The organism is Lysinibacillus sp. NPDC096382, from assembly GCF_044762845.1.
Taxonomy (GTDB): Bacteria; Bacillota; Bacilli; order Bacillales_A; family Planococcaceae; genus Lysinibacillus.
On the sequence record NZ_JBIWFC010000002.1, the window covers coordinates 409,112 to 431,213 of the forward strand.

Here is a 22,102-nt window from a genome sequence, read left to right on the forward strand (position 1 = left end):
TTTAAAAAAAACCGTTTATTCATTATCATAAATAATGAGTATTGTTAATCTCAAAAAATTTGTAAACTCCTAAATTTTCTGGACACCACTTAATGATAAGGCCAGCACCAAACCCATCGATTAATAAAGTATCCCCATTATGTAATTTTCCTTCGTTTATACTTACCTGTAAAGCTAATGGGATAGAAACAGCTGAAGTATTTCCTATATACTCAACACTAGTTAATGTTTTCTCTAAACTAATACCTGATCTTTCACAGATGGATTCTATCATTCTTAAATTAGCACTATGAGGAACAAACCAATCTATTTTTTTGCTTGCTGTAGTAATTCCACTATTCCCATAGGAAGTGTACGTGAAGCCCATTTATATACCTCTCTCCCATTTTGAATGATCTTTCGAGAAGTACTCAAAGGAGAACCATTCATAGTAGTAGATAAATTTGTTAAGTACAAATGCTTACCTCCAGCACCATTTGTACCTATATGATTGGCGATAAAGCTTGGCATTTCTTCATCTTTTTCTATTAAAACTGCTGCAGCGCCCTCGATCTGTATAATCCGTAACTTTTTAGACGCTTTTTGGCAAATAAAAAAGGCAGCAAGAGGCAGAAGCCCTTGAAACCTTTTTTAGTACGATTTCTTATCCACGACCAGCTTGGAATTCCGGATATAAAGTCATTCCACCATCCGCAAAAAGGGTAATGCCGGTTACATAACTAGCTTGAGATGAAGCAAGCCATACTGCGACAGCGGCAATTTCTTCTGGCTTTCCGATATATCCCATCGGAATCATACTTTCCACATCTGCACGTTTTGCTGGATCTGCAAATTTTTCTGCATTTATAGGCGTATTGATCGCTCCAGGTCCGATGTTATTGACACGAATTCCTTTTGGAGCATATTCTAACGCTAAAGTTTCAGTCATTAATTTTATGCCTCCTTTACTAGCGGCATAATGCACAAATAAAGGCCAAGGAATTTTCTCATGAACACTGGACATATTGATAACAGTACCTTTAATATCGTTCTCTACGAAGTATTTAATCGCTTCTCGACTTCCTAAAAAGGCACCCGTTAAATTTGTATTGATGACTTTATTCCAATCACTTAACGGCATTTCATGAGAAGCTACTGGATTTTCTATACCCGCATTATTAATCATTACATCGATGGTCCCAAACTCTTTTATAGCTGTTTGAACGAGATTGATGACATCCGCTTCAACTGTAACATCACCTTGTACAGCAATGGCCTCCCCACCGGCTTTTTTAACCTCTTCAACTACAGCATTTATATCCGCTTCATTTGATCGATAATTAATAACTACTTTCGCTTTTTCTGCAGCGAAGCGAATGCCCATTGCTTTACCTAGTCCCGTTGCAGCACCTGTAATGACAACAACTTTTCCTTCTAAATCTGGATACATACAAGGCCCTCCCTTTTATCTTTTTGCAATGCCTAACATAATTCCAGCAGCGACTATAAAAGCGATACCGATGAAAATTGCGATAAGTTGCCGCTTTGTTTTTTTCTCACCTAATATAAAAATTCCGCCTAGAGTAGCAATAACTATCCCCATTTGGGAAAGAGAAAAACTTGTTGCGACCCCTACACGTGGCTGAGATATAAATAAAAACATATTTCCGGCAGCCCATATTAAACCCGGAATAATATTACGAAACGCATATTTGTTAAATGGTTTATGCTTAAATGTTAATAAAACTCCACCTATTACCATCCCGATTGCTTGCGGCAATAATGCAGACCATCCACTTACATTAAATAAGCGTATAATCACCACGTAAACTAAATATCCAAAAGTGGAAACAAGTAAAATTAAAATTCCTTTTTTCAAATTGCTTCCATGTTCTTCTCTTTTCTCTTCTGGATTTGGAAGAGATGTAAGAACGATACCAACAAGAATACTGATAAGGGCAAGAATTCCTAATATAACCGACATTGTTGTCGACCATTCATGGAACACAATGACACCAAATAAAGTTGTTGATACTAATTGTAGCCCTGTTGAAATAGGCATTGTTTTGGAAACACCCATTAAATCGATACTTTTCAATTGGTTTACTTGCCCTAATGCCCAAAAGAGACCAGATACAATCCCGACTCCAAACACTATAGGAGATAACTCAGGCTTTACAAAAAAGTAAACACCTATAGAGAAAATAAGTGCACCAAACGTTGTACCAAGTACTTGACTATAAGGTCCACCACCAAGCTTGACGTTAAATAATACTATACTTCCCCAAAAGAGAGCTGGTAATAATGCTAAAATAATGTCCATTTCTTTAAACTTTTCACCTCTTTAAATACTTTATTTAATTCTGATTGCTGTCACTCGATATACTTTTTTATGATGCACTAAAGGAAATTTTTTATACTTTTAGTTAAGAATCACTTTTTAAGTTTGTTAGGCAAAACTTTCACTTTCGTAACGCAAAATAACCAAGACAGCACTTAAGCTATCTTGGTTCAATAGTTAAATCATGATTGCAGGTGATCTTTTTACATTTTTTTATTTCTTATACTAAGGCATTCAACTCTGCAAAAGTAGTTATCTCATCATAATAATATAGTAAGCTAATTTTTTAGCTTCACCGCCTTGAATTGTTACTAAGGGTCACTTCCATACGGTGGCCCTTTTTTATTTTACAAAGTTTATTAAATATTTTTCCAAAATATCTAATTCTAAGGTGCATTTTTGTAGGATAAATACCTTTCCCACTTTCTAAAACGATACATATTATAGGAGTAGAAAGGAGGAATGCATCATGGGATGCTTCGGAAACTATGGCAATTACAACAATTGTTGCTACGGAGGTTATAGCTATGGAGGTGGCAATAACGGTTCAACATTTGTTCTAATTGTTGTTCTGTTCATTCTGTTAATTATTGTCGGCGCTACTTTCATATATTAACCTTTATAAGAAAAATTCTTTGGAGCTATTTAAAAATAATAAACTGGGTGAAACTTTTTTCCTTATACCAGTTCATTCAAGGTCACTTCCACAGAGTGACCTTTTTTAGTAATGAAAACATCAAATGAAATCTTATCAATAGCTAGTACCAACAATTAATCATTCTTTACATCTTATGGCACTAGCTTCATACTATTCATAAATAATACCAACACTTCGCTTTGATACTTATTTATAAAGAATCAAAATTAAATCCTAACTTCAAGATAAGGATCACTTTCCTCCGATGACCCTTTTTATATTGTAAGTCACTTTTTAAAAGGTAGAGCACGTTATTTGTTCTTAGCTAAAATAATACCTACACTTTATACAGAGAGTGCCATTTCTTTTTTAAAATTAGTAATAGCGTGGGTTCGTATGCTGGTGATGGTGGTGGTGGTGCGGATGTCGATGATGTGTTGGATATGTTGTATGTGTTGGGTAGTAATGCATTGGGTAGTAATGGTGGGTTGGATAGTGGTGAGTCGGATAAAAATGGGCTGGAGAAGTAACCGGATAATATGGATGTCTCCCACCTTGTTGTCCTCCATAGCCATCATGTCCGTAATCGTATCGCATAATTTTTCCTCCTTTCGATTTCGATATAGGTTATGCTATAAAAGCATTAACAGTCTACGCAAATGCCTATGCTAGCCAAATTGCTCCCCTTCACACCTCAAACAAAAGTCAATTACCATTCCAACTAATCATTCAACTACGTATAAATCGAGCTGTCTGAAAATGGTCATCTGGAGTTAATAAAATAAAAAAGTTAAAGCTCACTTTAGTCAACACATGAATAGAACTCTAATTTTTAGGGTCAAACAATAATAACAATCCGAAACCCCAAGCAATTCATACCCATTTTCATAGTGAACTCCTCTAGCATAAATTAATGTTTTAGTTCCAACCCTCTAAATCATTTCGGCAACAACAGAATCCATTTATAGATATATTTACCACACTTTCTAAATTACCCCCCTAAACTATGTTATAATTTCAATGTACATAGCAGTAAAAATTAATATTATCCATTAATAAGGAGCGATTATACATGGTAGATAAAAAATGTAAAAAATGCGGGAGTACTCAATTTACAGAAGCCACAGACTATATGCCTATTAAGCCAAGTAAAGGTTCATTTAGAGGCGCAAACAAGATTTATACATTTTGCTTAGATTGTGGTGAGGTTGATTCAATTCGTATAGAAAATACAACTATTTTTAAAAAAATAGTAGGAAATTAACGGTACTGAGGACGCAAAAATACTTGATTGTATGTGTAGCCTCTGTTAAGGAAGTTATTGAGGCTGATGAAGTATTTCCTTGCAGAAAGTTTCAAAGGTACAAAATCTTCTAAAAAGCCAAGAAAATCTCGTAAAAGAGGCAAACAGATTAAAAAGACTGTACACCAAATTAAAAAAGTGGCTGATTAACTTAATAGTATTGCAATTAAATAAATCAGCAATTATTTGTATTGGTTTAAGTGGTTAAGTTAAGGTATATACATTTGTAATATTCGGAATGACCATTTATTTATATTCCTTGGGGGATAAATTGTATATGATAAAAAATAATTTTAAAATAGAAAACATTCCAGCAATTTTGTGGGGTGACAAATCAGATAAGTTATTTGTGGTGGTGCATGGTAACATGTCAAATAAGGCAGATGACTCGATTATTGTATTTGCAGAAGAAGCAACAGCAGTAGGTTATCAAGTGCTTAGTTTTGATTTACCTCAACATGGTGACCGTAAGAATGATACTTATCTTTGCAAAGTTCAAAACTGTGTTCAAGACCTTAATACAATTATGACCTATGCAAAATCGTTATCAAATAATATAAGCATTTTTGCTTGTAGCATGGGAGCATATTTTAGCTTATTAGAATATAGCCATGAGCCGTTGAAGCAGTGTTTGTTTCTCTCTCCTGTGGTAAATATGGAACGTATCATAAATAATATGATGACATGGTTTAATGTAAGTGAGACTAGACTAAAAATAGAGAAAGAAATTTCTACACCTATTGGACAAACTCTCTATTGGGATTACTATTGTTATGTGAAAGAACATCCTATTGTTGCTTGGAATATTCCAACTTCAATTCTCTATGGATCAGAAGATAACTTATGTGAGTTTGACGTTGTATCTGAATTTAATAAACGTTTTAACTGTAATTTGCAAGTAATGGAGAATGGAGAACACTATTTCCATTCCGGGGAACAGTTGCAGTATTTCAGACAATGGCTGAAAAAACATATTTACGTTAAATGATAAAAAATGATTGATGTATAAATTTCTGTAAAAGAGAATTAAGGGCAGTCAAAATGGCTTCCCTTAATTCTCTTTAATGTCAACATTGTTTTAAAAATTGCCTACTATTAAAACGACTGTCTGTAATTCAGTTTATGATAGTGAGAGCATATAACAAAATGAACTCGAATTTAACATAAGGAAAATAGTTCATTAATTATTAAAATTCCGCATATTTCCGATTTTAAATAAAAAAATGTCTGCGTGTGTTTATTTTCTAATGTCGCATTATAGGCATATAAGCCACTGGAAAAGAACTGGACGTGCAATTAGCATTTTAAATAACAAATACAAAAAACTACCCATTTCCGAGCGGTCTACTGTAACCATATTTCATTTAATCAATTTATTGTGTTTCCAATGTCTTGATTCACGTTTCTTTAATTTTACGGGGAATTCTAAATCCTAAAGCTATAGCTGCACCAATACAGCTTGATAGACATCCGATTATCAAATATATAGAAAGCGGTGATTCACCAATTACAACAGAGGCTATACCTCCAATTACCGGAAATAAAGCTACCATGTAACCGCTTTTGGCAGCACCTATTCTTTCAACAAGCTTTAAATAAAATAGCCATGCCAGGAAAGATGCTATCAATGTTAAGTACAATAAAGCTGATATGTATGTTATTGATGTAGGAATTATGATCTTTTGCCCCTGTAACAATACAATTATTGACATTAAAATACTTCCTACAGTAAAACCAATAGCATTCGAATAAATAGGGTCAATCTTTATTCTGGCGTTTCTTGCAGAACTTGCATCACCAATAGCTGTAAGTACTGTACCTAAAAGAGCAATCAAAATGCCTTTTAGATCAGCAAAGCTAGAAAAACTACTTAAAGAAGGATAAATGAGAACACAAACACCAAATACCCCCAGAACGCCTCCAAATAACACACGAGGATGTAGTTGCTCTTTTAAGAAAATACGAAGAGCTAGCGGCGTCAAAATCACTTTTAATGAAAAGATTAATGTTACAATTGCTGCTGAGCTTAATATTGTTGCGTAATATAGGCATAAATAACTTAAAGCAAAGTTACATACACCAAACACAATGATAAAGGGTATATCTTTCTTTGTAGGTACCCCTTTTGGCTTAAGAAATAATACAAGGGCGATAAATAAAAATGCAGTAATAACTAGCCGATAAGTCAATGATAATTCTAAACTTACTGGCGTCCCTTGAATTTTCACTGCAATAAAATTAAGCCCCCATACGATTAAACAAAATACATACATTAGATTAGTCACTATATTCAATATACCTTCAATCGTTCTTTAATTAACGATATTTGTAAAGAGAATATATCCTAGGAAAGAATTCTCTACTCTTGTAATTATCGCCTAATATATAGTATCATCGCATATCAAGTTTGTAAAAAGGTTTTTCCATAAACTGCATCTATTTTGTTTGATTTCTCAAAGCAAAAGTGTGTTGAATCACCTACTATGATGAATACACACAAAAGACCAGGCACTCACCTTTTAATGAGCACCTGGCCATATATATAGCGTTTAGGAGATTTTCTAAAAACCAATTATCATCTTTTTAAATTCTTAGTTTTTTATATTTTTTTGGACATTATATTGCAGTGCGTTTATTAAATACGTAAATAGTTAGCATCCAACTAAATGTGACTATAACCACAAATAAGAGTAACATATTACTATATAAATAGCTTGAGGGGTGATAAATTATCGGTAAAATTCTTTGGTCAAATAAACGTATCGATAATAAGCCTCCTACGACTGCAATACCTATTCCCTCAGATAAAAAGCTTGTAAAATTAAGGAAGCTCATCCCTGCACCAGCTTCCTCTTGTTTCAAACTAGCGGAAACAATCGTGGATATCACTGTTTTTGTAAAAGAAAGGCCACCAAAAACAAATATCAAAATGATTGACATTAACCAAGGGGTCTTTTCTAGAAATAATGCAGCTATTAAAAAACTGATAGAAATAAACCCAACACCAATGGTTAATACAAATGTATGATTCTTCTTATCCAGAAGTAATCCTCCAATATAGCCGAAAAGAACAACACTTATCGTCCCAGGAAAAATTATTACACTGCCTATCATCGCAGTACTTAAATGGTAAACATCTTTCATCATATAAGGAACCATAGATATAAATCCAGCTACAGTACCTAATATAAGCCCACCACAGAGAATTCCAATCATAAACGAAGAATTCTTCCTCAATGAAGGTTCAATAAAAGGATCTGATACTTTCGTAATATGTTTAAGAAAACCTAGGAAAAAAAGAATACTACTTATAAGAAAAGTTAATCTATAGGATGTTGTAAATAACATAAAAAATACAATACCTATAGACATTAAGATAATTCCTACTATATCGAGAGAGCCTTTTCTTATTTTTTCTTTTTCTAATAATCTCATAAGAAAAGGAACAGTTAAAATAGTTGCTGAAGGAATAAGTAATAAATAAGACCAGTGAATATAATGGGCAATCATCCCACCAATAACTGGTCCTACCCCTTCTCCTAATGCTACGATAGAACCGATAAGGCCAAATGCTTTGCCACGACTTTCTATTGGTATATATCGTGTAACTACAACCATAATGAGTGATGGAAAAGCAGCAGCACCAATTCCTTGAATAAAACGAGCAAAAATGAGTAATGAAAAAAAAGAATGTCCAATGAATCCAATCAAAGATCCCACACAGTTCATTACAATTCCAAATATAATTAATTTTTTAATCCCCATCAAATCAGATAGTTTACCGTATACAGCCGTTCCTATAGAAAAAGTTAACATAAAGGATGTATTTACCCAATTTGTACTTGCTGGGGCTTTGTTAAACTCATTTGCAATATCAGGTAATGAAACATTCAATACCATTTCATTTAATACGCTAAAAAAAGAAAGAACACACAGCCATAAAAGCAATTGATTATGACGATTATTCACCTTTACCCTCCATTAGTGAGGGTTTACGTAGTTTATAGGGTTAATGATACGCTTCCCTCTATAAATTGTACCCAGTTATATTTATTGCACTTCATAAAAATTCCTCCCATTTTTTTCATTATTGTATCATATTACCATAACGATCTGATGTTATGGAAACAACTATTTTTTCAAAGTTTCAAAAATACCCAGACGGTGATTAAGTTTCCTTGGTCATACTTTCATTTTACCAACCACTACCAACTTATTGACATTCCTACCGTTAATGTTTAGTTGCAAATATAATCTTCAAGTTGCCACCAATGGCGTATATGAAATATGGATTTCTATGCCTCACCCATAAATACAAGAAGTACAACTGATAATGCAACACCAATAAAATAAATCCCTAATACACAAATAGGTGAATACTTCCAAAAACCTTTTTCCCTTTTCATAAAGCTCTGAATACTAAAAATTGTTCCTATAATAAACAAAATAACCCCAACTAAAAATACCCATGCCACATCAAGTTGAACGTAATAAAAACAAGCTACAACAATAAGTCCTGCTACAGAAAATATTGTTGATAACACCCCTTTTTATTGAGCATAATTTATCCCCTCTTTAATTTTCTATATTACATTAATAGACACTATAAGCATTTCGGTAAAATATCTATCCCCAGGATTATCCTGATCCGTTAGTCTAATAATACCTCAAAATGAATTCACTTGGATATGAATTTCCATTTACCATTCCAACCAATTATCAGACGATGGTTGAAGTGAAAAAACCATAGTAATTTTTCTAAAGCTTCAACGATCAATGTTCTTCTACTAGTGTTCCTTCGCCGGCAACAATGAAGTGCTTCACACAAGTTTTATCTTCATAAACGAAAGCACCTCGTTAGCCAACCTTAAATTTCATTTATCACAGTGAATGAAAGATAATTACGTTCGTCAGATAAATCCCCTACACCACTTTCAACGCAAACAAGGTCGCTAAAAGCTTCTAAGAGCTTGCTACTCATTGCATGCTATTTACTCATAACACATTTACCATTTGTCTACCAACAAAGACTTTGCTATGTTATGATTCTTTACAGATTGAAATTTTCATTTAAAAGAACATAAATATGGGTAAACATAGGAGGAATTATGAATTATATAAAATCTTTACGGCAATATGTTGGAACAAGCCCTATTATTGCACCAGGTTCAGCAATCATTGTTTTTAACAGAAAGAATGAAATACTATTGCAATTACGCTCAGATACAGAAGATTGGGGGCTGCCAGGCGGTGGTATGGAAATAGGAGATAGTTTTGAAGAAACTGCTCAAAAGGAGTTGTATGAGGAAACAGGATTAATTGCCGAAGAATTGAAATTGGTTGGATTAGCTTCAGGGAAAGAGTTATATTATAAATTTCCACATGGGGATGAAATTTATAACGCGACGGCAATTTTTAAAGCAACTGCTGTAAAAGGCACAATTAAGCAAAATGAGGAGAGTAAAGATTTGAAATACTTCCCTTTAGAAAAACTTCCAGATTTAAATTATACAACATTGAAATTACTAGAAAAGGTTGGTTATATTTCAACTGATTAGATATGGTGAGCTATTATCAACATTTCTTTATCCAAAACAAAAAGCTAACCATCAATCAGTGCTTGTGCATAAAATTACCACAAGCCCTTTTGTTATGCTTCCCTTAATCACTATTAAGCCCTTCTTCATAAATTAAAAAGCCCTTTAGCTCTGATAAAGCACCCTTTAGCCATCCATGTAGCGCAAAAAACAGCGCTACACCACAGAAGATGAAAATATACTCAGAACGGGTATTGTATACTACGCTGGGAGAGGAAGGTCGATAAACTATGGTGCCTTGAGCCCTTCAGCCATTTGAAATGCATGACCAAATTCATGTGCCAGTATCTTTACATCCATTGTTGATCCATTTAAGTTTGCAAATATATATGGAATCTTTTCATTACATAAATAATTAGTATAAGCACCTGTTGTTTTATTTTCTTTTATGGTTAAATCCATAGGGTCATCTGTAGTAAAAAAGAGGATAGATAGAGCGAATTTAATTAAGCTCTCCTATCCTTATAATGTGTGACATTAAATATGAATTCACTATTTAAAATAGTTTTAGCTTATAACTTGACTTTTAATAAAATTTTAATCTTCCTCTGTTTTCATTCATATTATTTGTCTGTTTGTTTCTTTTTCAAATACTCCGCACGTATTTTTTCAAGTTGCTGCTTTTTATCAAATTTGGCGGGTTTGTTTTTTTCATGATACTTTGTCACAGCTACCTTACCTTTGGTATCCAATTGATATTTCCCCACTTTGTTCACCTACTTTTCTTGTCTTTAAAGAGAATCTATTCAATACTATAATATACCTCATAAAGTAAACCTTATTACTTTTTTAGTGTACCGCAAACCTTGTAAATATCAGTAAAAACATTAAAAACTTTGTGAAATAATTCAAATGTCCTGAATGCCTTATGAACGAGTTACAAGCTTACTTTGAGATAAAGCAAAAGAAGCTATCCAAACTTGGAGATAGGTTCAATCATACTTTATACAAGGACGGAAAGCCCATTTATAATGTTCTCAAAGGATAACTGTTTTCCAAATCATCCTGACCATTTGAGTAAGCAATGGCAAGATATTGTACGTCAGTATTCGATACCTCCAATTACGTTTCATAGTTTGCGACATACATTTGCTTTATATATATTGTCTAAACCGGTAATATGAATGTCATTTGGACAACTAGGTCACGCAAATATTCGTGAAACGCTTAATACGTCCTCTTATGCTGGCAAGACTTTTCAACTCATTATCATCAAAAAACCTCAACAGGCTATCTTTATCGAGTCACCCGTTGAGGATTAAAAATCTTATTAATTTTTAGTGTAGTCCCTTTTAGTCCCTTTGAAAGTTATTCCAACCTTCAAATCCTAGATCAGACTATTCTTGAATAGCCGCTTCAAGTGCAACAACGATCATATCATTGAATGTAGTTTGACGTTCTTCTGCCGTTGTTACTTCACCAGTTAGAATGTGGTCACTTACTGTTAAGATTGAAAGTGCTTTACGGCCGTGTTTTGCAGCTAATGTATAAAGTGCTGCTGATTCCATTTCTACAGCAAGTACGCCATATTGAGCTAATTTTTCATTTTGGTGCTCATCAGAATAGAACATATCTGCTGTGAAGATATTACCTACTTGTAAGTTTAAACCAGCTTCTTTACCTGCATTGTATGCTTTTAATAATAAATCAAAGTCAGAGATCGGTGCGAAGTCGATAGCGCTGCCCCAAATGATTTGGTTCATACGTGTATCAGATGTTGCTGCTTGCGCTAAAATAACGTCACGAACTTTTACATCTTTTTGAATTGCACCACAAGTACCTACGCGGATTAATTTTTGTACATCATATTCTTGCATCAATTCTGTAGCGTAAATCGAAATTGAAGGCACACCCATACCAGTACCTTGTACAGAAATACGTTTACCTTTATACGTACCTGTATAACCAAACATATTACGAACTTCGTTATAGCAAGTAACATCTTCTAAAAACGTTTCAGCAATATACTTTGCACGTAATGGATCTCCTGGAAGTAAAATTGTGTCAGCGATTTCGCCTTTTTTTGCATTAATATGAATACTCATACTGCAATCCCTCTTTTCTGTCAGTTATCACTATAAATAATACTGTGTTTCTCCTATTTTCGCAATGCTAGACGTCTAGCAACTTGAAATAATTTATTTTGTCTAAATTTATATCACGCATGATCTACGTATAATGCCCACAACTCATCAAATACTCCTGTTGTTAAGTTGTCTGTGGCGTAAGATTCAATATAAGAAGAAAGCTCATCAAATTCCTCACTCTGCTTCGGAAAATTATGCTCATGGAACATTTCCTCTGCAAATCGTACCTTCGGATCTGACCAATCCCCACCTCTAAATGTCAGTACATACAAATAAAAGCTCTTTTTCATACTAGAAATCCCCTCTTTACTCTTCTGCTTTCCGCTAGTTTATCAAAAAATACCTTCTTCGTCACAAAAATATCTATTAAGCATTTTCTCCTATTCATCCTAACAGTACTATTCTCTCGTCAATATCTGGACTTTCGTCACAGAAAAATAGTATGTATTTTTTGTCTGAAAAATGAAAATTTTTAGATAAACGGGATAGAAATACCTAGTAAAATACGGTAAAATTTAAACCAACTATTCAAAATAGGAAGGTGATGGCGATGAATAACTCTCATAAATACAGGATCTCCATACAGAAACGCCTGTCTCTCTTTAAAACTAGGTTTTCAAAAAAGAAAGTAAAAAATTTGGAAGAAGATAGGCGTAATCTCCCTCCTACTAAAGAAAAACGACAACGTTTTTACCATTTAATACGAGGCAAAGTCCTTATCATTTTTTCTCTCCTTATTGTTATAAATGGCACAATGGGTTTATTATCGTATATTAATATTCAGAATCTGCAAAGACAAATGAAAGACTTTACTGAGAAAAACGTTCAGGAACAATTAACTGTCAACCAACTTGCTTATGAAATTGCGAGGCTCACCAATTTAGAACAAGCCTATTTAATTACCGGGGACGGGAACTTTGCTACATCTTATAAAATGAAAATTGATACTATCGATAAAAAAATGAAAGCCTTAGAAGAGCAGTTTACAGAAAGAGAGTTAGAGTTAGGTCATATACAGGCGATCAATCAGTATTATAAAAATTACCTTGAATATTCTTTAAAAGTCATGACAATGCGTGATGAACTTGGTCTCGAACAAGCTCGAAAGCTCATGATGGGCGGTACTGGAGAAACGATGAAGAATTATATTGACAAAAATATCGGGTCCATTAATGCGGTTATGGATGATGCTAATAAAGCAAAATTAGATGAGCTTAACAAGCAAGTTACACTATCTATTACTTCTTTCTTCTTCATTTCCATACTTGGATTTATTGCAATTATTATTTTTGGTTATATGTTATTTAAATCATTAAGAAACAATACACAGGCCATTAACCATTCCATTCTCGATATTGCACAGGCTGGTGGCGACTTGACACGACGTGTTAAAGTTCGTAATCATGACGAGTTCTCCATTATTGCCGCTTCAACTAATACACTTATTGAATCGATATCTTTCTTGATTAAACGTGTCAGTAATCTGGCGGACCATGTTTCAAGCAGTAGCTTAGAGCTAATGTCTTTAGCCGATGAAAATGCCCGTACCATACAGAATATTGCGGATGCTACAGCTGATATTGCAAGTGATAGCGAGAATACGATTTTTAGTATGACTAGCGCACAACAAAAAATGAGTGATCTTGAGCATGCTGTACACCATTTAAATGAGCAAGCAAATGCTGTTCAGCGTGCATCCTTAGCTATGCAGCAAGCAGCTGATGAAGGCAGTCGCTCCGTTCAACAATCTTCATTAGTCATGCAAGCTATAGAAGAAACGATGGCCTCCACGACTTCTATAGTCGAAGCACTCGGTCGAAAATCCGCCGACATAACATCTATTATCGGCACGATTACTGCTATTTCAGAGCAAACAAATTTACTCGCCTTAAATGCAGCGATTGAGGCAGCACGCGCTGGTGAGCACGGACGGGGCTTTGCGGTAGTCGCTGATGAAGTTCGAAAGCTAGCCGTACAATCTCAAAATGCCGCAAAAGAAGTAACATCCATTGTAACGTCCATTCAAGACGAAGTAACATCCATCATCTCTCAAAACCACGAGGGTGTATCATCCGTTATTCGTGGCGTTGAAGTAACAAATGAAACAAACCAATCTTTAGACAATATTTTAACGCATACTCAAGAAACGACGACAATTATCGCGACCATGGTAGAGAAAATTACATTAACTCTTGACTATAGCAATGCTGTAGCGAATGATTTTGTCCATGTGAATGCCTATGCAGAACAATCAGCTGCCAACACAGTCACTTCAGCCGCTGCAGCCACTCAAGGATCTGCATCCATGCAGGAAATTAACGCCTCTGCCACAGAGCTTGCTCAACAGGCAGATAGTCTGCGTAATCTTGTAAGTGAATTTAAAGTTTAAAGTATCTCAGAATCTCTATTATTGTAGTTTTAAAAAATCGATGTTCATTATTCATGAAGAGATACATGATTAAGCACCAAATATTAATGGAGATCGTAGTCTAAAACAATAGGTTAAGATTTGGAGAGGACAATGTTACCTAATTTGAATCATTACTTAAATGAATTAATGGTGTATATTCCTGAAGGAGAAATTCGCCTACGAGATTTTCGAAACGAGCAAAAATGGATTAGTTCGAACTATAAATTTGGAATGCCAGGTAAAAGGAAAAATTTAAAGGAAGTTAGTTGGAATGTTGAGATACAGCCATTTTATCTTGCTAAATATACTGTGACTGAAGAACTTTATGCAACTATTATGGGAAAGAAATTTTTAACACCAATAAATGATCGAAAACCAATTGTTAATGTTTCATGGATAGATGCAGTGAACTTTTGCAATGTATTGTCTGATGCTATTGGCTATGACAAGTTTTATGATTGTGATCAGCAAAGTAAATTAGTTGTCTGCAAGCATAGTTCTAATGGTTTTCGATTACCGACAGATGCTGAATGGCAGTATGCATGTAAAGCAAAATCAAAAGGATATCGGTATGGAGAAATTGACGAAATTGCATGGTATCAAGATAATTCCAACGAACGTGTACACAAAGTTGGAGAAAAAATGCCTAATGAATGGGGCTTGTACGACATGATAGGAAATGTTTAGGAATGGTGCTGGGACATATACGATGAAGAGATATTTGGCAATTATCGTATAATCCGAGGAGGTAGTTGGGCTGAGGAAGAACGTGGTTGTGGAGCTACCTGTCGTCGTAAGAGTATGCCTGATTTCTTGATTGATGATATCGGATTTAGAATTGCAAGATCAATCAGTTAATATTTCTAGACAATGATGACGTTCTATCCGTCGCTTTTGATACAATTTAAATAACCATAAAAAAACTCCTAGCACGATCTATTCTGCTAGGAGTTTTTGTTATTTAAATAATGAAAGATATTCTGCATAGCCTTCTTTTTCTAAATCTTCTTTTCGTACAAAGCGGAGGGCTGCGGAGTTAATGCAATAGCGTAAGCCTCCAAGCTCACTTGGTCCATCCGGAAAAACATGGCCTAAATGAGAATCAGCGTCTGTGCTTCGAACTTCTACGCGACGCATCCCATGAGACGTATCGAAATGCTCCGTTACTTCTTCCTTTTCAATAGGCTTTGCAAACGCTGGCCAGCCACAACCTGAATCGAATTTATCGAGCGAGCTAAATAATGGCTTCCCCGAAACGATATCTACATAAATACCCTCTTCAAAGTGCTTATCAAATTCATTACGGAACGGTGGCTCTGTTCCATTTTCCTGTGTCACGTAATATTGCATGTCCGTTAACCCTTTTAAACGTTGTTCTTTATTCATTTTTCTGCCCCCAGTGTGTCTCCTGAAACGCTTTGCGACCAGACCCTACTGCATAGCGCTCGTAGTGCATTGGATTTTTCTTATAATAATATTGATGATAGTCTTCAGCTGGATAAAACGGACTTGCCGGTAAAACTTTCACGGCAATCGCCTTATCGAATTTACCAGATGCCTGTAAATCTGCCTTAGCACGTTCAGCCAAATCAAGCTGCTCATCATTGTGGTAAAAAATCGCGGTCGTGTAGGACTCTCCACGATCATAAAATTGTCCTCCAGCGTCAGTTGGATCAATTAATGTCCAAAATGTCGATAGTAATTGCTCGTAAGAATATAGCTCATCGTCAAACGTAATTTGAACCGCTTCAACATGTCCTGTCGTTTCAGAGCATACTTGTTCATATGTTGGATTGACAACATGTCCACCCGTATAGCCGGAAATTACTGATTCAATGCCAGGTGTTTCGTCAAAAGGCTTGACCATACACCAAAAACAACCACCTGCAAATGTTGCCAATTGCTTTGCCATTTATCTCACTCCTTATTCACCAGGAACAATAATTTCCAGTAAAATCTTATCCTTTGGTAAGTCTAATTCCTTTGCTTTAATACGAGATCCTGAAGCAATGTTAATGCGCGATAAGTCAATATAAATTTCTGCCTTACTAGGATCGATTGAAATCCAAGAAGGGAAATCCACCGTGTCTCGCATAATTTTCATCGCTGTCTCAAGTGGAATATTTAACAGCCCAACATTCATTCCTGTCTGTTTTAAAATAATATTCCCTTTCCTATCCACAATCGGATCGAAGTTCATTGAAATGGGGATTTCTGTGTAGAACACCTTAAGTGTACTTTTTAATTGAATATCATCACCAATCGTAAAGTCCAACGGTAATGGTGACCCAGCATCTTTTAAATACTTCTTCGATATAGATTCTAATTCCTTCGTTGTTGTTTGGACAACGAGTACATTTCCTTTTACTTCACTTTCATCTTTTGAACTCTCTGCTAAATTTACTCCGTCTATTGGTCTAGTTACTAAAAAAACGACGAGGAGGATTGCAAAAAGCACTGTGCCTGCTAAGGCAAAAAATGCGAATTTCCATTTATTCATTTCGTCACTCCTCGAAGCCTATTTCCTTGTTAATCTTTTGTTCCATGTTACATTTCTCCATTGCTTTTAAAATTCGCTCATTCATTTTGTCATAGCCTTTTGCATTTGGGTGAAAGAAATCGGTATGATAAACGAGCTCTTTATTTGAATCAAACAAGTCCTCCACTGAGATATAGCACGCATTCGTATCTTTCTTGGCTATGTCTTCAATGACTTTATTCCACTCCGTAATAATCGTATCAAATTCATTCGCTTCATTTGTCACGATTGAGAATGGATTATAAAAACCGATAAGTAATAAAGGCACTTCTGGGTTTTTAGCTCGTATGCCTTCAACAATTTTACTATAGCGTTTCTTATATGCCTTCAATTCTTTATCAAAAGCATCTCGTTTCAAATTAAACAGATCGTGTTTGACAATCTTCATGACATCATTTCCACCCACAGTAATTGAAATGAGCTGTGCTTTTTGCAACTCTTCATCATAATGCCCTTTTTCCACTAATTTTAATAGCTGATCACTACGTCTTCCTCTTTTTCCTCGATTATCGACTTCAACATCTGAAATTGAGGGCCAAGCAACCAATGAATCTGCTAGTCTTCCAACAAAACCGTCTTTACTATACTCATCACCAACACCGGCCGTCAAAGAATCGCCGAGCGCTAGGTACTGTAGTTGCTTTGCGCTTTTATCATCAATTTTCCGTAAATCCTCTGGTGATGGCTCAAAAAAATGTTCGAAAATTTGCGTCAATACATTCTTTGAGGTTTTTTCCTCATTTTCTGTTTGTTGCTCATCCTGTTTCATATCTTGTTCCGTCCCTGCGTGCTCCCCGTCTGGTTCTGCTTGCGGATTCGGTTCATCTATTGATATTGCACAACCACTTAGTACTAAAACGGTCAAACATGACAAAACTATCATTCGCCAAATGCTCATTTGACCACCTTCCATCATTTGCTTACTTCTATTATAGAATAGTTCATGCTGCAATGAAAAGTGACTATACCTAGGTATTGAGTAAAAATGTATGTTTACAATGGTTTTTCATATAAAATAGGCATGGCACTTTTCAACAATAAAAAGCCACTACAATTATTTATGTAGTAGCTCTCTTATATTATTCTGCAAAATAAATAAAACCGATTGCACCTGGGCCAGTATGTGTTGAAATGATTGGTGAAGTAAAGGCAATTTCTACTTCATTAAAACCTGTTCCCTCGATTAATTCTTTTAAAGGTCCACCCATCGTTGCTAGACCCTCAGCGTGACAAATCCCTACTGACTTGACTGTTTTTCCAGCAGTATCAGCTTGGAATTGCTTAAATAAGTAGTTCACAACTTGTTTATGACTACGTACTTTTGATACGGGATTGTATGCGCCACCTTCTAAGTTTGCAATGACTTTTATGTTCAGCAAGGAACCGATAAAGCCAGTACCTTTCCCAATTCGTCCGCCTTTAATTAAATTTTCAAGTGTGTCGACAATAACATATAAATACGTATTTTCGCGCACTTTCTCTAAACGCTCAACAATTTCCTCGACAGTAGCACCTGCATCACGCAATTTAATGGCCTCACGTATTTGAATAGCTAAACCGATGGCAATAAAACGTGAATCGATTACAGTTACATTAGAGTCTGACATTTGAGCTGCCTGACGAGCTGATTCCACTGTTCCGCTCATACTACCTGTCATATGAATGGAAATAATTTGATCTCCATCTTTACCTAGCTCATCGTATAATTCTTTAAATTTTCCCGGTGCAGGCTGAGAGCTTTTCGGTAAATTTTTAGCATTCTTCATTAAGCTTAAAAAAGGTTGTGGCTCTAAATCAATACCATCTATATAAGTTTTATCATCAATTTGAATCGTTAAAGGCACAATATGTATACCGTGCTGCGCTACTTCTTCTTTTGTTAAATCACAAGTTGAGTCCGTTACTATATGAATTCGTCCCACTTCGACACATCCTTTTACTTCATTAAAATTTATTATATAGACTAATGAATCATTATGTAAACATGACATTTGTCATTAGGTTTCATTCATTTCAGTCCATTTTGAAACCGCTACCTTGGATACTATAGCGCTTTGTTGAATCCTTGTCTAACAAAGACCCTCTAGCATAGAGGCATTTATATGACACTTTTTATGTCGAAAACATGACAAATGTAAATACCAGGATGAAAATTATTGAGGTATAGTAAATGTATACACGAAAGGAGTGTTCGATATGATTGATTCTTTTGACTATAAAACATGGAAGGAAGAATTGTGGAATGCCATTACACATGGCATTGGATTTATCGCAAGTATTCCAGCACTAGTTGTTCTTATTTTAGCAGCTGTACAAACCGGTAGTGCACTCCAAATTACAACGTTTACTATTTTTGGTGTCTCTGTGATCGTTTTATTTTTAATGTCCACACTGCTACATAGTATGCCAGAAAAATACAAACACTTTTTTGCCATTCTTGACCATTCTTCTATTTATATTTTAATTGCAGGAACATATACACCTTTCCTTTTAATTTCAATTGGTGGCACGCTAGGTATTACTTTATTATGTATTATTTGGTCACTTGCCATATTAGGCGTTATTTTTAAATGCTTTTTTATTAATCGATTTGAAAAGCTTTCTTTAATTTTTTACATCGCTATGGGCTGGCTCATTATTTTTGCGATAAAGCCTATCTATCTTTTCTTAGGTTTTAATGGTTTTGCTTTACTGTTAGCAGGTGGGCTTTTCTATACGATTGGTGCTTTTTTTTACGCCTGGCGTTCACTTCCATACAACCATACGATATGGCATCTATTTGTGTTAGCTGGCTGTGGCTCGATGTATGCTTGTGTTTATTTTTACTTATAAATAGTGACAATAAAAATCGCTCTCTTATACAAAGGAGCGATTTTTTGTTATTGCGTCCGTAATTGCCTCGTTAAAGCCTTTATTGCACGCAGCACTTCCTGTTTATTTTCTTCATTATTCATTTTATTCTTCGCATGAAGTAAAACAGGTCTAACCGATTCTACGGAACGTCCAAATTCATACATCCATTCATAGCGAGGCACCAGCCATGTATGAAAATGATGTGTCGTATCTTCATTGTAAAAATAATAAACAAATTCTATCCCTAGAACATCCCTTTGAGCCTTTCTAATTTTTGATACAAGGTTTATATAATCCATTTTTTCCTCATCGTCTAGCTCATCAAAACATGTAATATGACGCTTAGAAGCCAAAATGATTAATCCCTTTATCGGGTAGGCAACATCTTGATGAGCATGAAAATAGTCAGTTTCAATGACTACACCACCATCCGGTTCAATAAGTCCGCTCGTTACTGCACAGCTCAAGCATTCAACTTCTACCGTGTCTCCATTTGATAATGTTATTTTTCTCACAGATACTCCCCTTTTGTTTACATCTAATATCAGAATTAATTAACCGCCCCAATTATAAGGTCAATTGTAGAAACTCTTTAAAAGCTTCTTCTTCCTCAATAAACGGATTATGATTAGACTGTTCAAAAATCGTTAATTGTGCATTTGGCGTTAAATCGGCAATTTCAATTCCGAATTCAACCGGACATTGTGCATCATATCTACCTGCAAATATGTAGGTAGGAATATGTATTGATTTCAATCGTTCTCGAATGTCAAAGCTTTTTACTTGTACTTTTCTAAAATAATCAAGGTTCTTTCCGATTGTCCGTCCACTATTTGGTCGGGTCGTTGCTAATTTTAACTTTTCCTCGGAATGATAAGACATTAAAGCCCATTCATAGCTTAACTTCTGACGCTCTTCTCGAACTGTATCAGGATTATTTAGTAAATCCATTATTTCAACTATGCGATTGAAATGTTTATTTTCAGCGCAATAAATACTATTTGGGTGATTTCCATACTCTTTACTTGCTGCTGTTGAACCAGCTACTATTTTTGTTAAAGATGCTGTTGAATCCACTGCATATTGAAGTGCCAGCATTCCACCCGTTGAATGACCCGCAAAAGCCCATTTTTCAAGTTTTAACGCTTCTCGAATCGCTTCTAAATCTTTCACGATATCTTGGAAGCTTAATTGTTCATCATCTTCTATATGTGCTGAATTTCCAGCACCTCTTACATTGATTAAGTACACTTTGTAATGTTCAGTGAACGGATCGGCAAATAAATTTCCTCGTTCATCAAAGCCCATATAAAAATGTGTAATAGCTAATGGTTCCCCTTCTCCACGTACAAAGTATTCAAATCGCCCTCTGCTTGTTTCAATAATGTATTGTTCCCACATTGACATGACACCTCTCAAAGATAGAATTATAATGTCTTAAATATCCTTTTACCTGCGATCTGATACATAAGCGAAGCAGCTCATCGTTTGTTACGATGGGTCTTTCTGTCGTTTCGATGACTCTTTCCGTCACTTCGACGGTTCTTTCCGTTACTACGACAGGTTTATCGAATTTAAAGCGCCAGTCGGAACGTAAATCAACCCCACGTTATGCGGATGAGCCTAATATTATTTTGTTCTACAAATATTTCCAAAAACCTTTATTTAGTCACGAAAAAAGCACGGTCATCATAACCGTGCTTCGTAGTACCTATTTTCTTTAGTTCTTACGCTCAAAAATTTGATATTGGAATGTGTAACCTTCTGGTGCTGTTTCTGGCTCCACTGAGGAAACTTGTACAAAATCCTGCTCATAATTCGGGAAGTATGTATCCCCATTAAACGAATGATTGATTTTTGTAATGTACAAGCGATCTGTGATATCCATGGATAAGCGGAAAATTTGCTCGCCACCAATAATCATAATTTCTGGGACATCCCCAGCAAGGGCGAGGGCACTCTCTAAGCTTGTCACTACTTCAATCCCATCCGCATGGTAACTATCGTCGCGAGTAATCACAATATTACGTCGACCAGGAAGCGGTCTACCGATGGATTCGAATGTTTTACGCCCCATAATCATTGGCTTCCCCATCGTTTTCTCCTTAAAATATTTTAAATCCCCAGGCAAATGCCACGGCATGCCATTTTCATAGCCAATCACATAATTATTATCATGTGCCACAATTAAAGAAATCATATTGTCCCTCCAAATACTATCGTTCATTATATTATAAACATAATTTTACTTTACAATCAGATTATTTCTGCTTAGAAATTAAATTATTTTCTTTTACGATTCTAAATCCTAGTAATTTTATAAGAATAGTTTATAATACAATTAACAAACGTAATT

General features: G+C 35.1%; 25 protein-coding genes and 3 pseudogenes. 8 read left to right on the forward strand and 20 right to left on the reverse strand.

Translation table 11 applies throughout. The annotated features are described in order from the left end of the window. Positions 1-25: 25 nt before the first annotated feature. The 3 genes and pseudogenes from ACIQZA_RS05770 to ACIQZA_RS05780 form a co-directional block, all read right to left on the reverse strand. Positions 26-549, reverse strand: a pseudogene (locus tag ACIQZA_RS05770) (3-oxoacyl-[acyl-carrier-protein] synthase III C-terminal domain-containing protein); the annotation flags it as partial. 94 nt (positions 550-643) lie between these two features. Continuing rightward, on the reverse strand, positions 644-1,429 hold the full coding sequence (gene gdh, locus ACIQZA_RS05775; RefSeq protein ID WP_132357967.1) for a glucose 1-dehydrogenase: 786 nt from the start codon (positions 1,427-1,429) through the stop codon (positions 644-646). Between the two features lie 15 nt (positions 1,430-1,444). Beyond that, positions 1,445-2,302 carry a RhaT/GlcU family sugar-proton symporter gene (locus ACIQZA_RS05780; protein WP_400933407.1) on the reverse strand — a complete coding sequence of 286 codons (858 nt, stop codon included), beginning with the start codon at positions 2,300-2,302 and terminating at the stop codon, positions 1,445-1,447. 487 nt (positions 2,303-2,789) lie between these two features. Between ACIQZA_RS05780 and ACIQZA_RS05785 the strand changes: the two genes are divergently transcribed. Next, complete coding sequence (locus ACIQZA_RS05785) at positions 2,790-2,936, forward strand: YjcZ family sporulation protein (RefSeq protein WP_323657558.1); 147 nt, start codon at positions 2,790-2,792, stop codon at positions 2,934-2,936. Positions 2,937-3,332: 396 nt separating this feature from the next. Here ACIQZA_RS05785 and ACIQZA_RS05790 read toward each other — a convergent pair whose 3' ends face one another. Then, positions 3,333-3,554 (reverse strand): hypothetical protein, encoded by a 222-nt coding sequence (locus ACIQZA_RS05790; protein WP_400933409.1) that lies wholly within the window; start codon positions 3,552-3,554, stop codon positions 3,333-3,335. Positions 3,555-4,029: 475 nt separating this feature from the next. Between ACIQZA_RS05790 and ACIQZA_RS05795 the strand changes: the two genes are divergently transcribed. The 3 genes and pseudogenes from ACIQZA_RS05795 (at position 4,030) to ACIQZA_RS05805 (ending at position 5,248) form a co-directional block, all read left to right on the forward strand. Next, entirely contained in the window at positions 4,030-4,221 is a 192-nt protein-coding gene (locus tag ACIQZA_RS05795; RefSeq protein ID WP_323657560.1) for a hypothetical protein, read from the forward strand. 44 nt (positions 4,222-4,265) lie between these two features. Then, positions 4,266-4,377, forward strand: a pseudogene (locus ACIQZA_RS05800) (IS1595 family transposase); the annotation flags it as partial. Positions 4,378-4,537: 160 nt separating this feature from the next. Then, positions 4,538-5,248: an alpha/beta hydrolase gene (locus tag ACIQZA_RS05805; RefSeq protein WP_400933413.1), complete on the forward strand. Its 711-nt coding sequence runs from the start codon at positions 4,538-4,540 to the stop codon at positions 5,246-5,248. Between the two features lie 409 nt (positions 5,249-5,657). Here ACIQZA_RS05805 and ACIQZA_RS05810 read toward each other — a convergent pair whose 3' ends face one another. From ACIQZA_RS05810 to ACIQZA_RS05825, 4 genes are all read right to left on the reverse strand, one after another. After that, positions 5,658-6,545, reverse strand: a complete 888-nt coding sequence (locus ACIQZA_RS05810) for a DMT family transporter (protein WP_400933415.1) — start codon at positions 6,543-6,545, stop codon at positions 5,658-5,660. A 331-nt stretch (positions 6,546-6,876) separates the two neighbouring features. Continuing rightward, a complete protein-coding gene (gene tet / locus ACIQZA_RS05815; RefSeq protein WP_400933417.1) occupies positions 6,877-8,229 on the reverse strand; it encodes a Tet(L)/Tet(K)/Tet(45) family tetracycline efflux MFS transporter in 1,353 nt (450 codons plus the stop codon). Positions 8,230-8,261: 32 nt separating this feature from the next. Next, the gene (locus ACIQZA_RS05820; RefSeq protein ID WP_366151260.1) at positions 8,262-8,324 is read right to left on the reverse strand and encodes a tetracycline resistance efflux system leader peptide; all 63 of its coding nucleotides are present in this window, start codon (positions 8,322-8,324) and stop codon (positions 8,262-8,264) included. Between the two features lie 231 nt (positions 8,325-8,555). Further along, positions 8,556-8,804, reverse strand: coding sequence for a hypothetical protein (locus ACIQZA_RS05825; RefSeq protein WP_402880322.1), 249 nt, complete (start codon positions 8,802-8,804; stop codon positions 8,556-8,558). Between the two features lie 564 nt (positions 8,805-9,368). Between ACIQZA_RS05825 and ACIQZA_RS05830 the strand changes: the two genes are divergently transcribed. After that, positions 9,369-9,818 carry an NUDIX hydrolase gene (locus ACIQZA_RS05830; RefSeq protein ID WP_400933421.1) on the forward strand — a complete coding sequence of 150 codons (450 nt, stop codon included), beginning with the start codon at positions 9,369-9,371 and terminating at the stop codon, positions 9,816-9,818. A gap of 267 nt (positions 9,819-10,085) precedes the next feature. Here the strand turns inward: ACIQZA_RS05830 and ACIQZA_RS05835 are convergent, their stop codons facing one another. From ACIQZA_RS05835 to ACIQZA_RS05850, 4 genes are all read right to left on the reverse strand, one after another. Beyond that, positions 10,086-10,259 (reverse strand): M3 family metallopeptidase, encoded by a 174-nt coding sequence (locus ACIQZA_RS05835; RefSeq protein ID WP_400933423.1) that lies wholly within the window; start codon positions 10,257-10,259, stop codon positions 10,086-10,088. A gap of 161 nt (positions 10,260-10,420) precedes the next feature. Next, on the reverse strand, positions 10,421-10,564 hold the full coding sequence (locus ACIQZA_RS05840; RefSeq protein WP_185903418.1) for a hypothetical protein: 144 nt from the start codon (positions 10,562-10,564) through the stop codon (positions 10,421-10,423). Between the two features lie 630 nt (positions 10,565-11,194). Next, positions 11,195-11,902 carry a purine-nucleoside phosphorylase gene (gene deoD / locus ACIQZA_RS05845; protein ID WP_142507991.1) on the reverse strand — a complete coding sequence of 236 codons (708 nt, stop codon included), beginning with the start codon at positions 11,900-11,902 and terminating at the stop codon, positions 11,195-11,197. Positions 11,903-12,015: 113 nt separating this feature from the next. Beyond that, a complete protein-coding gene (locus ACIQZA_RS05850; protein WP_142507990.1) occupies positions 12,016-12,234 on the reverse strand; it encodes a YozE family protein in 219 nt (72 codons plus the stop codon). 260 nt (positions 12,235-12,494) lie between these two features. Here ACIQZA_RS05850 and ACIQZA_RS05855 point away from each other — a divergent pair, with 260 nt between their 5' ends. Beyond that, positions 12,495-14,333, forward strand: coding sequence for a methyl-accepting chemotaxis protein (locus ACIQZA_RS05855; RefSeq protein ID WP_402880320.1), 1,839 nt, complete (start codon positions 12,495-12,497; stop codon positions 14,331-14,333). Positions 14,334-14,465: 132 nt separating this feature from the next. Beyond that, positions 14,466-15,212, forward strand: a pseudogene (locus ACIQZA_RS05860) (formylglycine-generating enzyme family protein). Positions 15,213-15,311: 99 nt separating this feature from the next. Here the strand turns inward: ACIQZA_RS05860 and msrB are convergent. From msrB to ACIQZA_RS05885, 5 genes are all read right to left on the reverse strand, one after another. Further along, positions 15,312-15,740 (reverse strand): peptide-methionine (R)-S-oxide reductase MsrB, encoded by a 429-nt coding sequence (gene msrB, locus ACIQZA_RS05865; protein ID WP_402880318.1) that lies wholly within the window; start codon positions 15,738-15,740, stop codon positions 15,312-15,314. After that, the gene (gene msrA / locus ACIQZA_RS05870; protein WP_402880317.1) at positions 15,733-16,266 is read right to left on the reverse strand and encodes a peptide-methionine (S)-S-oxide reductase MsrA; all 534 of its coding nucleotides are present in this window, start codon (positions 16,264-16,266) and stop codon (positions 15,733-15,735) included. Before msrA ends, msrB begins: the two co-directional genes overlap by 8 nt. Positions 16,267-16,278: 12 nt before the next feature. Then, positions 16,279-16,854 carry a YpmS family protein gene (locus tag ACIQZA_RS05875; protein ID WP_400933434.1) on the reverse strand — a complete coding sequence of 192 codons (576 nt, stop codon included), beginning with the start codon at positions 16,852-16,854 and terminating at the stop codon, positions 16,279-16,281. Positions 16,855-16,858: 4 nt separating this feature from the next. Next, positions 16,859-17,791, reverse strand: a complete 933-nt coding sequence (locus ACIQZA_RS05880; RefSeq protein ID WP_255505038.1) for a GDSL-type esterase/lipase family protein — start codon at positions 17,789-17,791, stop codon at positions 16,859-16,861. 181 nt (positions 17,792-17,972) lie between these two features. After that, positions 17,973-18,815, reverse strand: coding sequence for a DegV family protein (locus ACIQZA_RS05885; protein WP_402880315.1), 843 nt, complete (start codon positions 18,813-18,815; stop codon positions 17,973-17,975). A 274-nt stretch (positions 18,816-19,089) separates the two neighbouring features. Between ACIQZA_RS05885 and trhA the strand changes: the two genes are divergently transcribed. Then, positions 19,090-19,725, forward strand: a complete 636-nt coding sequence (trhA, locus tag ACIQZA_RS05890) for a PAQR family membrane homeostasis protein TrhA (RefSeq protein ID WP_400933439.1) — start codon at positions 19,090-19,092, stop codon at positions 19,723-19,725. Between the two features lie 47 nt (positions 19,726-19,772). Here the strand turns inward: trhA and ACIQZA_RS05895 are convergent, their stop codons facing one another. The 3 genes from ACIQZA_RS05895 to ACIQZA_RS05905 all read right to left on the reverse strand — a co-directional run bounded on the left by ACIQZA_RS05895 (position 19,773) and on the right by ACIQZA_RS05905 (position 21,946). Beyond that, entirely contained in the window at positions 19,773-20,261 is a 489-nt protein-coding gene (locus ACIQZA_RS05895) for an HIT family protein (RefSeq protein WP_402880313.1), read from the reverse strand. Positions 20,262-20,313: 52 nt separating this feature from the next. Further along, positions 20,314-21,147 carry an alpha/beta fold hydrolase gene (locus ACIQZA_RS05900; protein WP_402880311.1) on the reverse strand — a complete coding sequence of 278 codons (834 nt, stop codon included), beginning with the start codon at positions 21,145-21,147 and terminating at the stop codon, positions 20,314-20,316. A gap of 319 nt (positions 21,148-21,466) precedes the next feature. After that, positions 21,467-21,946, reverse strand: a complete 480-nt coding sequence (locus tag ACIQZA_RS05905; protein ID WP_400933445.1) for a dihydrofolate reductase — start codon at positions 21,944-21,946, stop codon at positions 21,467-21,469. Positions 21,947-22,102: the final 156 nt, after the last annotated feature.

Excerpts from the sequence above, each read along its gene's own strand:
- gdh (WP_132357967.1), bottom strand. The coding sequence starts at position 1,429 with ATGTATCCAGATTTAGAAGGAAAAGTTGTTGTCATTACAGGTGCTGCA.
- ACIQZA_RS05780 (WP_400933407.1), bottom strand. The coding sequence starts at position 2,302 with ATGGACATTATTTTAGCATTATTACCAGCTCTCTTTTGGGGAAGTATA.
- ACIQZA_RS05785 (WP_323657558.1), top strand. The coding sequence starts at position 2,790 with ATGGGATGCTTCGGAAACTATGGCAATTACAACAATTGTTGCTACGGA.
- ACIQZA_RS05790 (WP_400933409.1), bottom strand. The coding sequence starts at position 3,554 with ATGCGATACGATTACGGACATGATGGCTATGGAGGACAACAAGGTGGG.
- ACIQZA_RS05795 (WP_323657560.1), top strand. The coding sequence starts at position 4,030 with ATGGTAGATAAAAAATGTAAAAAATGCGGGAGTACTCAATTTACAGAA.
- ACIQZA_RS05805 (WP_400933413.1), top strand. The coding sequence starts at position 4,538 with ATGATAAAAAATAATTTTAAAATAGAAAACATTCCAGCAATTTTGTGG.
- ACIQZA_RS05830 (WP_400933421.1), top strand. The coding sequence starts at position 9,369 with ATGAATTATATAAAATCTTTACGGCAATATGTTGGAACAAGCCCTATT.
- ACIQZA_RS05835 (WP_400933423.1), bottom strand. The coding sequence starts at position 10,259 with ATGGATTTAACCATAAAAGAAAATAAAACAACAGGTGCTTATACTAAT.
- deoD (WP_142507991.1), bottom strand. The coding sequence starts at position 11,902 with ATGAGTATTCATATTAATGCAAAAAAAGGCGAAATCGCTGACACAATT.
- ACIQZA_RS05850 (WP_142507990.1), bottom strand. The coding sequence starts at position 12,234 with ATGAAAAAGAGCTTTTATTTGTATGTACTGACATTTAGAGGTGGGGAT.
- ACIQZA_RS05855 (WP_402880320.1), top strand. The coding sequence starts at position 12,495 with ATGAATAACTCTCATAAATACAGGATCTCCATACAGAAACGCCTGTCT.
- msrB (WP_402880318.1), bottom strand. The coding sequence starts at position 15,740 with ATGAATAAAGAACAACGTTTAAAAGGGTTAACGGACATGCAATATTAC.
- msrA (WP_402880317.1), bottom strand. The coding sequence starts at position 16,266 with ATGGCAAAGCAATTGGCAACATTTGCAGGTGGTTGTTTTTGGTGTATG.
- ACIQZA_RS05875 (WP_400933434.1), bottom strand. The coding sequence starts at position 16,854 with ATGAATAAATGGAAATTCGCATTTTTTGCCTTAGCAGGCACAGTGCTT.
- ACIQZA_RS05880 (WP_255505038.1), bottom strand. The coding sequence starts at position 17,791 with ATGAGCATTTGGCGAATGATAGTTTTGTCATGTTTGACCGTTTTAGTA.
- trhA (WP_400933439.1), top strand. The coding sequence starts at position 19,090 with ATGATTGATTCTTTTGACTATAAAACATGGAAGGAAGAATTGTGGAAT.
- ACIQZA_RS05900 (WP_402880311.1), bottom strand. The coding sequence starts at position 21,147 with ATGTGGGAACAATACATTATTGAAACAAGCAGAGGGCGATTTGAATAC.
- ACIQZA_RS05905 (WP_400933445.1), bottom strand. The coding sequence starts at position 21,946 with ATGATTTCTTTAATTGTGGCACATGATAATAATTATGTGATTGGCTAT.